The following is a 14,159-nucleotide window of genomic DNA, read 5'->3' as shown; positions in this document are numbered from 1 at the left end:
CAAAAAGTAGGTTGAGGTCGATGCAGGTTCTATGGAAAGGAATCCAAGTTACGTTTGGTTTTTTCCTCATCGCTGGTCTCCTTTTCGCAAGCGGGGTATTTTCTATACTGCTGTATGCCAAAATAACGGGGCAGGCTTGGTTTGAAGAATCCCCTATAGCTTATGCCGATACAGTCGGCGCCAAGCAGCCTGTGGTTTCAACAGCAGCCGTAAACGTAAAGCCCCCGGAACCTCCCGTTTTGTCAGCTATGCTGGACGCTCCGGTCATTCGCCAGCTTCCCGAGCTGCCATCGGGATGCGAGGTAACGAGCTTGACGATGATGCTCTTATACTTCGGTATTCAGAAAGATAAGATGGAGCTTGTGCCAGAAATGAAACGTGACACAACCCCATTAAAAAGGAATAAGAACGGGAGCATTGCTTATTGGGGGAATCCAAATACAGGCTTTGTCGGTGAAGTCACAGGTGCTGGCAAAGGCTTTGGTATATATCATGGAGCTTTATTTGAGCTACAGAAGCAATATATACCTAAAGCAGTGGATTTAACGGGTCAGCCCTTTGAGAAGCTCGAGCAGCAGTTGCGCGAGGGAATTCCATCTGTTGTATGGACAACAATCGACTACAGGGTCCCTGATAAATGGACGGTTTGGGATACACCGATTGGTCCGATTCAAACTACATTTATGGAGCACGCTGTGCTCCTTGTAGGTTTTGACGAACAAAATGTTTATGTTAATGATCCTTGGAACGGCCAAGCAAAAGTAAAGATTGATAAAGAACGGTTTCTTGAAACTTGGGAAGTAATGGGACGTCAAGCTTTATCTTATCTTAAATAATGTAGCATTCATTCTATTTGGAAGAGGAGCTGAATTTCTATGGCATTTGAAAATCCTTCAAGAGATCGCATCAAAGAGATACTGTCTGCTGCTAAAAATGTTGCTGTTGTAGGCCTGTCAGACAAACCGGATCGTGTTTCTTATATGGTCGCTGAAGCTATGCAAAAGAAAGGCTACAGGATCATTCCAGTCAATCCGAATGCTCAAATTATTCTTGGGGAAACCTGTTATGCGGCTCTTACGGATATTCCGGAACCAGTGGATATTGTTAATGTTTTCAGACGTAGTGAAACCGTGGTCCCTGTTGCTCAAGAGGCGGTACAAATTAAGGCCAAGGTGTTCTGGCTTCAGCAAGATATTTTTAACGAAGAGGCGGCTGACATTGCGAAAGCAGGTGGCTTGGAGGTCATTATGGACCGTTGTATTAAGGTGGAGGACTCCATTCTACTTCCAGGAGGGAAATAAGATTGTTGCGGGATCGTGATCAAATTATTAAAGGCTTACAACTTTATTTAGTTATGGGGCTGGAAGGTTATGGACACCTTACAGCCCTTCAACTTGCTCGTGAAGCAATTGCAGGCGGAGTAACAATGATTCAGCTTAGAGAAAAGAATGCGCCTCTTAGGCAAGTGCTGACTCAGGGTGTACAGCTTAGGGAATTATGCCGCGAGCTGGGTGTTCCGTTTTTCGTTAATGATCGGGTTGACGTTGCTATTCTACTTGATGCAGATGGTGTTCATGTCGGTCAGGATGATATTCCTGGTATGGAGGCCCGTAAGCTTCTTGGGGATGACAAAATTATTGGCATCTCGGCAGGAACTATGGAAGAGGCAGAATGGGCTATGGAGAATGGGGCCGATTATCTTGGAGTAGGCCCTATTTATTCAACGGCAACCAAACAAGATGCAGGCGAGGCCATAGGTACCGCTTTAATTAGTGCTATTACCCAGCGTTGGACTGTTCCTGTTGTTGGCATAGGTGGTATTAATACTGAAAACGCAACAGTTATAATAGAAGCTGGAGCACATGGCGTAGCAGTTGTTTCGGCAATAACCAAGCAGCACAAACCGCTTCTTGCCGCACAAACGCTTGCAAGGACTGTACAAACCGCTTGGCTCAGCTAAAATTTAATTATCCACTAGCTTCCATAAATAAAATAAATCCTCCAAAGAGACAATAAGAAAGGCTTCTGAGTAAGAACGGTGAAATAAACCGGAACCGGAAGACTTTGTTACTCTTTAAGGAGGATTTTTCACATGTATCAAAATAATCAGCAATATGGTTTGCAAAATCAAATGGGTTACTCAAATGTTAACCCTCAATACCGCGGCTTGGAAAATAAATTTCAACCGATTGGGAATGTTCAATCCCAATATAACCAAAATGCTAACATGAACAATCAATTCCAAGGCTCCAATCAATATTCTAATTTCCAATCACAAAGTCCACAATCTTATCACACGGCAAACTACCAAGGCGACCAGCAAGGTCATGATGCTTACTTAAGATCTGATTCCATGCAGCCGTCACAAAATCAGTATGGAGCAAGCTTTTCTAATCAAGCACCCTCCTACACTAATAACATAGGATCGTCATATGGTGGTTCTGGCTCTCAGCAATTCGGACAACAAAACCAGCAGTCTTTTCACACAGCAAACTACCGCGGCGATCAACAAGGCCATGATAGTTACTTGAGATCAGACTCCTCTCAACCAGCTCAAAATCAGTATGGTGCAGGCGGCTATAATATGAACAGAACGAGCTTCAATAATAACACATTCGGTTCTATGCAAAACCAAGGGTATAACCAATCCCAGAATCCACAATCCTACCAAACATCCAGCTATCGTGGAAATCAACAAGGGCATGACAGCTATTTGAGATCAGACTCCTCACAGCCTGCTCAAAAACAGTTTAGCAGTAATAACACTAGCTTTAATCGTTATCAGTTTTAATAGCTAATTACGAAGCGGGCCAACCGGCCCGCTTTCTTCTTTCTTAGCTTTGATAGGGGATTGTTTGACAAAAAGAGGCATTGGCTTTACCATCGAATTAGAAAGGAGGGTGCGGTTGGTTTGAACTGGATGGGTAACTTGCAGCAGTTAGGCCGGTCGTTAATGCTTCCGACCATAACGATCCCTGTAGCGGCAATTATGCTATGTTTGGGTAATTTGCCGTGGGGAGACATTAACATGTCCCGCTTCGGAGAGATATTGTTGTTTTGCGGAAATACGATTTTTACATATTTACCGATGATTTTTGCCGTTGGGGTTGCTCTTGGATTGACCGAAAGCGCAGGGATAGCAGGTATGTCCGCTCTAATTGGCCATGTCATGTTTATTCAGGCGACACGTCATTACTTAGGTCCGGAATTTCATTTGGGAGTTCCAGGCGGTATTTTAATCGGTCTGATCGCAGCTATTCTATATCATCGTTCCAAGCATATTCAATTGCCTGAATACATCCAGTTTTTTGGCGGTCCGAGGATGGTTCCTTTGCTTATGGGCTTGGCGATATTTTTGCTGAGTATTATTACTATCGAGTTCGGTCCTTATATGGAAGTTTTCATGGAAACGCTCTCGACTACTATTCTTGGATTAGGCGGTTTTGGGACCTTTCTGTATGGTGTTATTCACCGATTGTTGGTGCCATCGGGATTACATCATGTGTTCAACAACTTCTTTTGGTTCCAGCTTGGAGCCTATGAGAAGCCAGGAGGCGAAATGATCTTTGGTGATTTACCAAGATATTTTGCCGGTGATCCTTCTTCAGGCGTGTATATGGCGGGCTTATATCCGATAATGATGTTTGCTCTGCCTGCTATAGCCTTAGCCATTATTCAGGAAGCTAGGGAGGATTTGAAGCCCAAAATCCGAGCCACCTTTTTGACTGCTGCGTTAGCTTCTTTTTTAACTGGTGTTACTGAACCCATTGAGTTCGCTTTTCTATTTGTAGCGCCTTATCTGTTCATTGGTCATGCGATTTTATCAGGTCTAGCGATGTGGCTAGCTTATATCTTAAACATCCATCATGGATTTTCGTACTCGGCTGGTGCGATTGACTTTGTGATAAATTTCCATTTATCGCAGAACGGCTGGATGCTGCTGCCAATTGGTGTTGCTTATGGGCTTCTTTATTACTTCTTTTTCCGTTGGGCTATTCGGACCTTTCGTATTCCTACACCCGGACGTGAGGAAGGGTCGAAATTGGAAGAGTGGGCAGGCGACATTCCTTATCGTTCCCCATTAATTTTGCAAGCGTTGGGCGGCAAGGACAATATTAAAAATATTGAAGCTTGTATTACGAGGCTGCGTCTGACCTTGGACAATGACAAGATGTTGGATATTGCTGCACTTAAGCATTTGGGAGCAGCAGGTGTCATCCGATTGGGTGGGGGGAACGTACAGGTTGTTTTTGGGACTTATTCCGAGCTCATCCGGGAAGAAATTAAGAAAGTGTTACGCAAAGATATTCATCAAGTGCTGTTCAATGCTCCAATGCAAGGCCATATGATTCCCTTGGAGGAAGTTCCGGACAAAATTTTTGCAGGCAAGCTGGTTGGAAACGGGGTAGCATTTATGCCTGACCGAGGTGAGCTTGTCGCCCCAATAGCTGGGAAGATCATTATTTTGTACCCGACACTCCATGCTATCGGTATTCAAACCGAGGAAGGACTTGAGGTCCTGCTCCATATCGGCATTGACACAGCGCAACTGCAGGGTAAATGGTTTACAGCCTTTATTAAAGAAGGCGATATGGTAGAAGCTGGGCAATTACTCGTTCGTTTCAACCTGCAAAAGGTGAAAAAGAACTGTACCTCGCTAGCGACACCTATGATCATTACCAATGTGGATAAAGTGAAATCTTGGAGCTTTGCTCCGTATAAATCTGTCAAAAAAGGTCAGGCATCCGTCATGTCTGTTGTACTTAAAACGGAAGCCACAGGGGGAGGGAACGTTTTTGGTTGAGGGGATCGGAGCTTCATCTGGTATAGCGATGGGGAAAGCCTTCGTTATTCCAACTTGGGAATGGGACTTTCCTGACAAGCTGATCGATGTCGCCGATTTAGCCTTTGAATTTGAAAGGCTTTACGATGGCATTCGCACTTCCAAGGATGAAATTGTACATATGAAGCAGGAATTCGTTACCGTACTAGGAGAAGAGCAGACCTCGATTTTTGATGCTCATTTGGCTATCCTCGAGGATCCTGTTTTTATGAGTGAAGTTCAAGGAATCATGCAGCGGCAGTATAAAGCGGCAGAGGTTGCAGTAAAGGAAGCAATTGAAAAGTTTGTGAACATGTTTGACTTGCTGGATGACCAATACATGAAGGAACGTGCTGTTGATATTAAGGATGTTGGCAATCGCCTCCTGAAGCATCTGTTAGGTGCTCTTGAAGAGACGCTTCCTCCTAAGGACCAGCCCTATATTGTTGTAGCCAAAGAGCTGATTCCTTCGCAGATGGTACATCTGGATAATAATCAGGCGCTAGGCTTAGTGACCATGCTAGGTGGGAAAACCTCCCATGTGGCAATTATGGCTCGCGCCATGGGTTTGCCTTATGTATTAGGTGTTGAGGGAAAGCTGAATATAGCGATCCAGAATGGAGATTTCCTTATCATTGACGGTGATGAGGGACGTGTGTACGTAAACCCATCGGAAGATCTTATCGAGCAATACAAGATACGCAAATCCATCTGGCAAAAAATGCGGGAGAAGCTGCAGACTCTTGCCGATATTCCAACACAAACGAAGGATGGAGTGGCATTCCAGCTAGCTGCTAACATTAGCTCCGTCAAGGAGCTGGATCAAGCTCTAAGAAATGGAGCAGCCGGAGTAGGGTTATTCCGTACAGAGTTTCTTTATATGGACCGCGACAGTCTCCCAGAGGAAGAGGAGCAGTTTGTTGTCTATAAGCAGGTCGCTGAACAATTGGAAGGCAAGCATGTCGTTATCCGTACTCTGGATATCGGAGGCGACAAAAGCTTGGATTATTTTGCACTTCCTGAAGAGGACAACCCATCTTTGGGCTATCGCGCGATACGCATCACCTTGGATCGAACCGATTTGTTTAAAACACAGCTAAGAGCAATTTTGAGAGCTAGTCATTATGGGAATATTAAAATACTTTATCCGATGATCTCCTCAATTGAGGAGCTTGATAAGGCTAATCAAATACTGGAAGAAGCTAAGCAGGAGCTGCGGGTGGAACGGATTCCCTTTCATCCTAAGATTGAAGTCGGTATTATGATCGAAGTACCTGCAGCCGTGATTATAGCCGATATACTAGCAACTAAGGTTGATTTCTTTAGTATAGGTACCAACGATTTGGTTCAATATATTTTGGCGGTAGATCGGATGAATGAACAAGTAGCTCATTTATACGATCCGTTTCACCCGGCTGTATTGCGCATGCTGAAAAGAACAGTTGAGGCTGCCAAAGCGGCAAACCTACAAATCAGTGTTTGCGGCGAAATGGCGGGTGATATTCGTGCGCTTCCAATCTGGCTGGGTCTTGGAATTTCTGATCTAAGCATGTCTGTAATGTCCATACTGCGTGTCAAAAACAGCTTGCTGCAAAGTCAATACAGTGAAAGCGCAGCGATATGGGAAGAAGTGCAGCGATGCACGAGTGGTAAAGCTGTAGTTGATGTATTAAATCAATATCTGCACCAAGATGTTCTGACCAAATAGAGTAAGAGTGCATTCTGATTGGCTGCTAGCCTTGAAGCATTAACACATAGAAAATCGAATGGAGGTACTACAATGGAATTAAAAGGTTATAAGGTTCTGGCTTTTGTTGATGAGGAGTTTGAAGATTTGGAAATGTGGTATCCAGTACTTCGTTTGAGGGAGGCTGGTGCTGAGGTTCATTTGGCGGGGCCAAAGGCCAATACCGTTTATCATGGAAAATACGGTGTTCCCCTGACATCAGAGTATACCTTTGATGAGGTGCGTTCATCTGATTATATCGGGCTCTATGTTCCAGGTGGATGGGCTCCGGATAAATTACGCCGCTATGCGGATGTGTTGAGATTAACGAGGGAATTTCATGAGGCTGAAAAGCCTATTGCCCATATATGTCATGCCGGGTGGGTGCTTGCTTCCGCAAAAATTTGCGCGGGCTATACGATGACCTCCACGCCAGGTATCAAGGATGATTTGGAAAACGCGGGAGCGATTTGGGTTGACGAGGAAGTAGTTGTTGATCGTAATATCGTATCGGGGAGAAGACCTCCTGATTTGCCGGCATTTTTGAGAGAATTTGTACGAGTCTTGGCAGAATTTAAGGCCAAATCTTAATATTATTTGAACATTTTTGTATGTTGTTAGGAGCGCTCAGGTTATGAAGTATGTTAGTAGATGGTTACCATGCATCATTTGGATGGGCGTTATTTATTATTTATCTTCTCAAACAGGAGACGACTTGGGAGGCTGGTTGGATACGATTCAATTGTGGATTCCTTTTATGAAGGGCTTTGATTGGGGTCACTTTGTATCATATTTTGTATTAGCTTTATTATATGCGTGGGGTTTAGGGATAAATAGGCTTACGTTGTGGAAAAAGATCTTCGTTGTATTGCTTTGCACACTTTATGGCATAACAGATGAATTTCATCAATCCTTTGTTCCCAATCGCACGCCCGATGTGATGGATTTGCGAAATGATGCGATAGGAGCCACATTGGCCATGCTCTTTGTAACCATACCTGCCGTTCGTAAGTGTTTTGAGCGATCTTCAGGTGTTAAATATTACTAGACCTAGCACAGCAGGAGTTTGCTATTCGAAGTAGAATTATTCTACATAAGAAGCGAGTTAGAATGAGCCCGTTTCCATATTTGTATGGGCTTATTTAAACGACCGCAGTGACCTGTTGCAGTGGCGAAGGAGTGGTATTGGTTGCATAAGCAGTGTAAGTGTGGCAGCTCTATGAGCATACGGCTGCGGACTGTCATCTATCAGAACAAAGTAGAAATTGAGAATGTCCCCATTTTTTCATGCGGGGTGTGTCAACGAAGCGAAGTGTTTGCTGAGGTGAAGCCGGATCTAACTGGAATCATCGGCAAGCTAGGGAGTTTACCGGAGAAACAGCAGCTACATTTTAATGAAATTAGCGAAATCGCACATTTGATGGTAAAGGTTACAGAGAAAAAACACGCGTCCGATCCTGTCGAAAAAATTGTGGGAGAACGTATTAATGAACTGCTAGATCTACTTTTATTAGCTCAGTCTTTGGAGGATGAACCTTGGACGGAAGAGATTCGTAAGAGGTTAACTCAAATATCCAAGCACTCTCTATCAGCTAACGATTTAAACTAATAAACCAATCCGGACCCGAATTTAAAAGCCATCTGCCCTGCAGTTGGCTTTTTTTGCTTTTTTTTGATACTATAAATGAAACAACATGCTGAATTCATTGCGCAAAGCTATAATTTGTCGTATGATAAGGCTTAATAGTGAAGGATCGATAGTTTTATACATTTTATATATTGGAGAGAATGACCGTGACTGTAACCATTTATGATGTAGCCAGAGAAGCAGGGGTTTCCATGGCAACCGTTTCGCGGGTTGTCAACAATAATCCGAATGTAAAGCCACAAACCCGTAAGAAAGTTTTCGAAGCGATAGAGCGTCTCGGTTACCGGCCGAATGCTGTAGCCAGAGGTTTGGCCAGCAAGAAAACAACGACCGTAGGCGTGGTCATTCCCGATATATCCAATACTATTTTTTCGGAAGTAGCGAGAGGTATTGAAGATATCGCTAATATGTACCATTACAATATCATTTTATGTAACGCTGACAAGAAGAAAGAGAAAGAAATCCGCGTTATCAACACTTTGCTCGAGAAACAGGTGGACGGGCTGTTATTTATGGGCGGAGCCGTAACTGAAGAGCATATTCAAGCTTTCAAAACCTCCTCTGTGCCTATCGTGCTATGTGCAACAACAGATGAGAATAATGCAGTTGCTTCAGTTGATATTGATCATGAACAAGCTGCTATGGATGCTGTCTCCTTGTTGATTCAGAACGGACATCGGGATATCGCAATGATTTCGGGAACGCTGCAAGATCCAGCTAATGGATATGCTCGTTACCAAGGTTATCGGAAGGCGCTGGAAGCAGCAGGAATTCCAATTCGTGAGGAATATGTACGAATCGGTAATTACCGTTACGAATCAGGATTAGAAGTAACGAAGCACTTCTTGGAGCTTAACGATCGTCCGACAGCGATATTTGCCGCTACTGATGAAATGGCAATAGGTGCAATTCATACGCTGCAGGATAGCGGATTGAGGGTGCCTGAAGATATTTCTGTTATCAGTGTGGATAACATCCGCATGGCGTCGATGGTTCGTCCTCAGCTTACAACGGTAGCGATGCCGATGTATGATATCGGAGCCGTGTCTATGAGGCTTCTGACTAAGCTGATGAACAAAGAGACGAAAGAAGCTTCAGAGCTAATGCAGGTTATTTTGCCGCATGAGGTCATTCATAGAAATTCGGTGGCTCATCGTTAATGAGCCTCTTTCTTTTTTGTTAACAGCAGGAATTTGACTCTACTGCGGAGGGTTCACATCAATTTAGGTGGACCTTTTTGTTAGGGTCATTCTATTTACGGTTGGGAGGATATTCGCTTGGCTTATGGGAAAATCGGAGTTATCGGCGCGATGAAAGAAGAGATCGAATTGTTCCTCGACCATATGGAGCAAGTTCGAGTTACAGAGAAGGCCAAGGTGACGTATCGAGAAGGACTGCTGCATGGTAAAAATATTGTGCTATGCAAATCCGGTGTCGGTAAAGTGAATGCTGCTGTGACGACTCAAGTTTTGATTGATACATATGGCGTGGATGCAATTATTTTTACCGGGGTTGCAGGTGCTGTTGATCCAGAACTAAATGTAGGAGATATAGTCGTTTCTTCAGAATGCTTGCAGCATGATATGGATGTAACGGCACTTGGATTTCCACGAGGGACCATTCCCTATGAGGAAACATCCTTATTCATCTCCGATGAAAAGCTGCGTCAGCTGGCGGTAGATGCAAGTACAGAGCTATTCGAAGGCCATGTAAAAGTAGGCAGGGTGTTATCTGGGGATCAATTTATTGCTAACCGGGAAACGGTAGCTAAGTTGCACATCGAATTGCAAGGTGCTTGTACGGAAATGGAAGGGGCAGCTGTTGCACAAGTTTGCTCATTGAATAATATACCTCATGTGATCATTAGATCCATGTCTGATAAGGCGGATGGCTCGGCACATGTTAATTTTGCTGAATTTACGCTGCAAGCTTCAGGGAATTCTTACCGTATAGTCGATCATATGCTTAAGCATATGTAGAATAGAGAAGGAGAGATTTACATTATGACAGTAACAATGGATCAAGTAGTAGCATTAGCCAAGCACCGCGGATTTATATTCCCAGGTTCCGAAATATATGGTGGATTAGCCAATACATGGGACTATGGTCCTTTGGGTGTTGAATTGAAAAATAACGTTAAACGCGCATGGTGGAAAAAGTTTATCCAACAGTCCCCGTATAATGTCGGATTGGACGCGGCTATCCTGATGAATCCTCAAGCTTGGGTAGCATCAGGCCATGTAGGTAATTTTAACGATCCAATGATCGATTGCAAAAAGTGTAAAGCTCGTCATCGTGCCGATAAAATTATTGAAAATGCATTGAACGACAAAGGAATAGAAATGGTTGTGGACGGACTGTCCTTCGATCAGATGATGGATTTGGTTCGGGAGCACAATATCGTTTGTCCTGATTGCGGAGCATTCGACTACACGGACATTCGCCAGTTCAATCTTATGTTCAAAACGTTCCAAGGTGTAACCGAATCCAGCTCTAACGTGGTCTATATGCGTCCGGAAACGGCGCAAGGCATATTCGTTAATTTCAAGAATGTGCAGCGTACCATGAGGAAAAAGCTGCCCTTCGGTATCGGCCAAATCGGTAAAAGCTTTCGTAATGAAATAACGCCTGGTAACTTCACATTCCGTACGCGTGAATTTGAGCAGATGGAGCTTGAATTTTTCTGCAAGCCGGGAGAAGATATGCAGTGGTTCGAATATTGGAGAAGCTTCTGTTTCCAATGGCTGATGAATCTAGGCTTGAAGGAAGATAATATTCGTCTGCGTGATCATTCCGACGATGAGCTGTCTCATTATAGCAATGCTACAACGGATGTGGAATATAAATTTCCATTTGGTTGGGGTGAGCTATGGGGGATTGCAGACCGTACCGATTATGATTTGAAGCAGCATATGGAGCATTCCGGCGAAGATTTCAACTATATCGATCAAGATGCTAATGAGCGTTATGTACCATACTGCATAGAACCATCGCTTGGTGCTGACCGTGTAACATTGGCATTCCTAATCGATGCTTATGAAGAACAGCAGCTTGAAGGCGATGACAGCCGAACTGTGCTTCGTTTCCATCCTGCATTAGCGCCGATTAAAGCAGCTATCTTCCCATTGTCTAAGAAGCTATCCGAAGGTGCGCAAAAGGTGTTTGGAGATTTGTCGGCGCACTTTATGGTGGACTATGATGAAGCAGGATCTATTGGTAAGAGATACCGTCGTCATGATGAGATTGGAACACCGTTCTGTATTACTTATGATTTCGAATCCGAACAGGATGGTCAAGTGACGGTTCGTGATCGTGATACTATGGAGCAGACACGGATGCCTATTAGCGAGTTGAAAGCATTTATTGAAGAGAAGATTCAGTTTTAAGTATATTTCGCAAATAACAGATAGATAAAGAGAAGACCCGCAGTAACTTCATTTGATGAAATGAGGTTACTGCGGGTCTTTCTATTTTTGAGCAAACAATAAAGGTAAAAACAAGGAGCTGCCATTATGAGAGGAGACAGAGTTCAACTGAGTTCAGGATTGATTGGTTTGACTCACTCATATGGCAGCGAAATTAAGGCTCAGCTTTAAGGGATGTACAGCAATGCTAGCTCCTTGGTGTGACGGTTCTTAAGCGTGATTTCATCACGTCTAGGCATGGCCGGCAGCGAGTCTGTGCTATCGAGCCACGTTGTCGGCAGCTCGACGGGGCTTTGGGGCTGCCACTGCGCCAGCCATGCTGGCGGCAGCTCTAGCGCCTGCTGTGGCTCGTTGAGACAGGCGACCAAGGGATGGTCGCACATCTCGAGCCACAGCAGGCTCCAGGCGCGTGGTACAACGCGCCAGATGTCGTAGCCGCCGCCGCCGAGCGCGACCCAACGCCCGCCGCAGTATTGGCGGGCAAGCTGGTGGATCAGCCGCGGCATAGCACGGTAAATGTCCATGCTGCAATGGACATGGGACAAGGGATCGTAAGCATGGGCATCGCAGCCATGCTGGGATACGATCAGGTCGGGCTTGAAATGTGCTGTAACCCGCTCCAGCACTTCCTCTAAGCATTCCAGCCACGAGCTATCCTCTGTATAGGGCTCGATGGGGATGTTGATCGTAGTACCAAAGGCGGTGCCTTCGCCGCGTTCATTTACAGCTCCGGTACCGGGAAATAAATATTTACCGGTTTCGTGAATCGATACCGTACAGACATCGGGCTCCGTGTAGAAGCTCCACTGTACACCATCGCCATGGTGTACATCCGTGTCGATGTAGAGCACTCTAACTCCATAATGATTCTTTGCATGCTCAATCGCTACAGAGGCATCATTATACACACAGAAACCAGCTCCCTTGTTACGGAGAGCATGATGAAGCCCGCCTCCAAGGTGTAGAGCATGCTGGGCTTGGCCGCTCATTACAGCGTCTACAGCACGTACAGACCCTCCAACAATCATAGAGGTAATGTCATGCATCTGCTGGAAGTAAGGTGTGTCTTCCGTGTTCAGTCCATACCTTGCAGCTTGATTTAACCACAACGGGTCTGGAGCCTCTCGGCTGAGCTCTATCACGGCTTGAATATAGTCCGTGCTGTGAACAGCTAATAGCTGCTCCATGGCTACCGGAAGGGGAGGGAATATACAGGAATCAGGTAAAGCATCAAGCTTACGCAGCAGGTCTACGGTCAGCTTCAGCCGCATTTGATTAAATGGGTGCTCATCGTTGAAATGATACCCTGCCTCGTACTCGTCATATATAAATAAAGCTTCACTTGTCATATCATTTCAACTCCCGAGGGACAATCTTGGTAAAATACTTGAAAATCAAAAAGAATTAGAACAAGTTCTAAAGGGACGATGGGTGAGAACGAATACTCTTCATCTGGCAACGCTCCCAAAGAGAAATTATATTTATCTCAAAAAGCCCGATCACAATATGTAAGCGTGTACTGGAGGGACGAAAGCGATCCAACATTATAATCGCCTAAGGAGCATCACCCGCATCTTCCTCTCCAAGCAATTCAGATGTCTCTGAGAGTGTTAGCCCTTGGGGGGAAGAGAGGGTAGATACCCTCAGTACATAAACCGCTGCCTAAATCGAACGCGGTCGAATTGTTCAACAGAACTGAGAGGTACATCTTTACCGATTCGGACCATCAGACAGTTGGCAGGATGTGAGCATATTTCTTGATCATCTGTAGCAAACCAGACCATATCTACAGACTTCATCAGCTTTTCCATCATTTTGCGATAGTCCCATACATTCAGCCCGCTTTTCTCTAAATCCCAATGCCAATAATATTCAGTCGTGAAGGTAATAACATTTTCCAGCTGATCATCCTCAAATGCAAGCTGAATCAAACGTTTGCCTAGTCCGAGTCCACGATAATCATCGGCAACCTCAATGGCTCCCAATTCAACGAGATCCTGCATGTTTCCCTCTGACCAACGCTCCATTTCATCCGCATAATGAAAGGTTACATATCCGATGATTTCGTTATCAAGCTTTGCTAGAATAATTCGACCCTCAGGCAGCTCGGCAATTTCTATAAGAGCATCAAATTGTTCTTTGGGCCGTCGAAACGCATCCAAATCGGGATGCATCCGATAATGGGCTAGTTGTTCGGGAGGAACAGGTCCTTCTATTACAATATATCGGGTACTTTGATAAGGTATAAGCTGGGAATGATATCGTTTGTAATGCTCCATAGCCTTGCAACTCCCTTTTTCCGCAATTCATGCAGCAATCATTAGCGTTTATTTGATAAAAACCTTACTCATCTTCCGTTTGTACTATATCAAAAAAAAGCATTTATGAAAAGCGTCAAAGAGAGGATTTTAAAGATATAAACGTGTCGAAGGGAGAGGTTTCTTGAAAGGCTAGGTGAGGTCAACCGAGTAAAAATATTGATGATGTCATTTCAAGAAAAGAAATAGTCTGATAAAATAGGATATGTTATAATATGCG

The 14,159-nt window shown here is 44.4% G+C and carries 14 protein-coding genes; 12 read left to right on the top strand and 2 right to left on the bottom strand.

Going from position 1 to position 14,159, the window contains the following annotated elements:
• Positions 1-20 precede the first annotated feature (20 nt).
• From GC093_RS19055 to GC093_RS19000, 12 genes are all read left to right on the top strand, one after another.
• Positions 21-836, top strand: coding sequence for a C39 family peptidase (locus tag GC093_RS19055; RefSeq protein ID WP_171653476.1), 816 nt, complete (start codon positions 21-23; stop codon positions 834-836).
• A 39-nt stretch (positions 837-875) separates the two neighbouring features.
• Positions 876-1,301: a CoA-binding protein gene (locus tag GC093_RS19050; protein WP_171653475.1), complete on the top strand. Its 426-nt coding sequence runs from the start codon at positions 876-878 to the stop codon at positions 1,299-1,301.
• A 2-nt stretch (positions 1,302-1,303) separates the two neighbouring features.
• Complete coding sequence (thiE, locus tag GC093_RS19045) at positions 1,304-1,960, top strand: thiamine phosphate synthase (protein ID WP_246314778.1); 657 nt, start codon at positions 1,304-1,306, stop codon at positions 1,958-1,960.
• Positions 1,961-2,092: 132 nt separating this feature from the next.
• Complete coding sequence (locus GC093_RS19040; RefSeq protein ID WP_171653474.1) at positions 2,093-2,791, top strand: hypothetical protein; 699 nt, start codon at positions 2,093-2,095, stop codon at positions 2,789-2,791.
• Positions 2,792-2,911: 120 nt separating this feature from the next.
• Entirely contained in the window at positions 2,912-4,804 is a 1,893-nt protein-coding gene (locus tag GC093_RS19035; RefSeq protein WP_171653473.1) for a glucose PTS transporter subunit IIA, read from the top strand.
• Positions 4,797-6,530 (top strand): phosphoenolpyruvate--protein phosphotransferase, encoded by a 1,734-nt coding sequence (gene ptsP / locus GC093_RS19030; protein WP_171653472.1) that lies wholly within the window; start codon positions 4,797-4,799, stop codon positions 6,528-6,530. The genes GC093_RS19035 and ptsP overlap by 8 nt, the downstream gene beginning before the upstream one ends.
• A 72-nt stretch (positions 6,531-6,602) precedes the next feature.
• Entirely contained in the window at positions 6,603-7,139 is a 537-nt protein-coding gene (locus GC093_RS19025) for a type 1 glutamine amidotransferase domain-containing protein (protein ID WP_171653471.1), read from the top strand.
• A 43-nt stretch (positions 7,140-7,182) separates the two neighbouring features.
• Positions 7,183-7,596 carry a VanZ family protein gene (locus GC093_RS19020; protein ID WP_171653470.1) on the top strand — a complete coding sequence of 138 codons (414 nt, stop codon included), beginning with the start codon at positions 7,183-7,185 and terminating at the stop codon, positions 7,594-7,596.
• A gap of 141 nt (positions 7,597-7,737) precedes the next feature.
• Positions 7,738-8,157 carry a hypothetical protein gene (locus tag GC093_RS19015; protein ID WP_171653469.1) on the top strand — a complete coding sequence of 140 codons (420 nt, stop codon included), beginning with the start codon at positions 7,738-7,740 and terminating at the stop codon, positions 8,155-8,157.
• A 185-nt stretch (positions 8,158-8,342) separates the two neighbouring features.
• Positions 8,343-9,356, top strand: a complete 1,014-nt coding sequence (ccpA, locus tag GC093_RS19010) for a catabolite control protein A (RefSeq protein ID WP_171653468.1) — start codon at positions 8,343-8,345, stop codon at positions 9,354-9,356.
• A gap of 117 nt (positions 9,357-9,473) precedes the next feature.
• Complete coding sequence (locus tag GC093_RS19005; protein WP_171653467.1) at positions 9,474-10,175, top strand: 5'-methylthioadenosine/adenosylhomocysteine nucleosidase; 702 nt, start codon at positions 9,474-9,476, stop codon at positions 10,173-10,175.
• 24 nt (positions 10,176-10,199) lie between these two features.
• Positions 10,200-11,582, top strand: coding sequence for a glycine--tRNA ligase (locus GC093_RS19000; protein WP_171653466.1), 1,383 nt, complete (start codon positions 10,200-10,202; stop codon positions 11,580-11,582).
• A gap of 206 nt (positions 11,583-11,788) precedes the next feature.
• Here the strand turns inward: GC093_RS19000 and GC093_RS18995 are convergent, their stop codons facing one another.
• Together GC093_RS18995 and GC093_RS18990 are read right to left on the bottom strand one after the other, a co-directional pair.
• Positions 11,789-12,970, bottom strand: a complete 1,182-nt coding sequence (locus tag GC093_RS18995; RefSeq protein WP_171653465.1) for an acetoin utilization protein AcuC — start codon at positions 12,968-12,970, stop codon at positions 11,789-11,791.
• Positions 12,971-13,264: 294 nt separating this feature from the next.
• The gene (locus GC093_RS18990) at positions 13,265-13,900 is read right to left on the bottom strand and encodes a GNAT family N-acetyltransferase (RefSeq protein WP_171653464.1); all 636 of its coding nucleotides are present in this window, start codon (positions 13,898-13,900) and stop codon (positions 13,265-13,267) included.
• Between the last annotated feature and the right edge of the window lie 259 nt (positions 13,901-14,159).

The organism is Paenibacillus foliorum (assembly GCF_013141765.1).
GTDB classification, from domain to species: domain Bacteria; phylum Bacillota; class Bacilli; order Paenibacillales; family NBRC-103111; genus Paenibacillus_S; species Paenibacillus_S foliorum.
This window is presented reverse-complemented; position numbering and strand designations above follow the sequence as displayed.

Bases quoted from the DNA above. Each gene is read 5' to 3' on its own strand.
- GC093_RS19055 (WP_171653476.1), top strand. From the start codon at position 21: ATGCAGGTTCTATGGAAAGGAATCCAAGTTACGTTTGGTTTTTTCCTC.
- GC093_RS19050 (WP_171653475.1), top strand. From the start codon at position 876: ATGGCATTTGAAAATCCTTCAAGAGATCGCATCAAAGAGATACTGTCT.
- GC093_RS19040 (WP_171653474.1), top strand. From the start codon at position 2,093: ATGTATCAAAATAATCAGCAATATGGTTTGCAAAATCAAATGGGTTAC.
- GC093_RS19025 (WP_171653471.1), top strand. From the start codon at position 6,603: ATGGAATTAAAAGGTTATAAGGTTCTGGCTTTTGTTGATGAGGAGTTT.
- GC093_RS19020 (WP_171653470.1), top strand. From the start codon at position 7,183: ATGAAGTATGTTAGTAGATGGTTACCATGCATCATTTGGATGGGCGTT.
- GC093_RS19000 (WP_171653466.1), top strand. From the start codon at position 10,200: ATGACAGTAACAATGGATCAAGTAGTAGCATTAGCCAAGCACCGCGGA.
- GC093_RS18995 (WP_171653465.1), bottom strand. From the start codon at position 12,970: ATGACAAGTGAAGCTTTATTTATATATGACGAGTACGAGGCAGGGTAT.
- GC093_RS18990 (WP_171653464.1), bottom strand. From the start codon at position 13,900: ATGGAGCATTACAAACGATATCATTCCCAGCTTATACCTTATCAAAGT.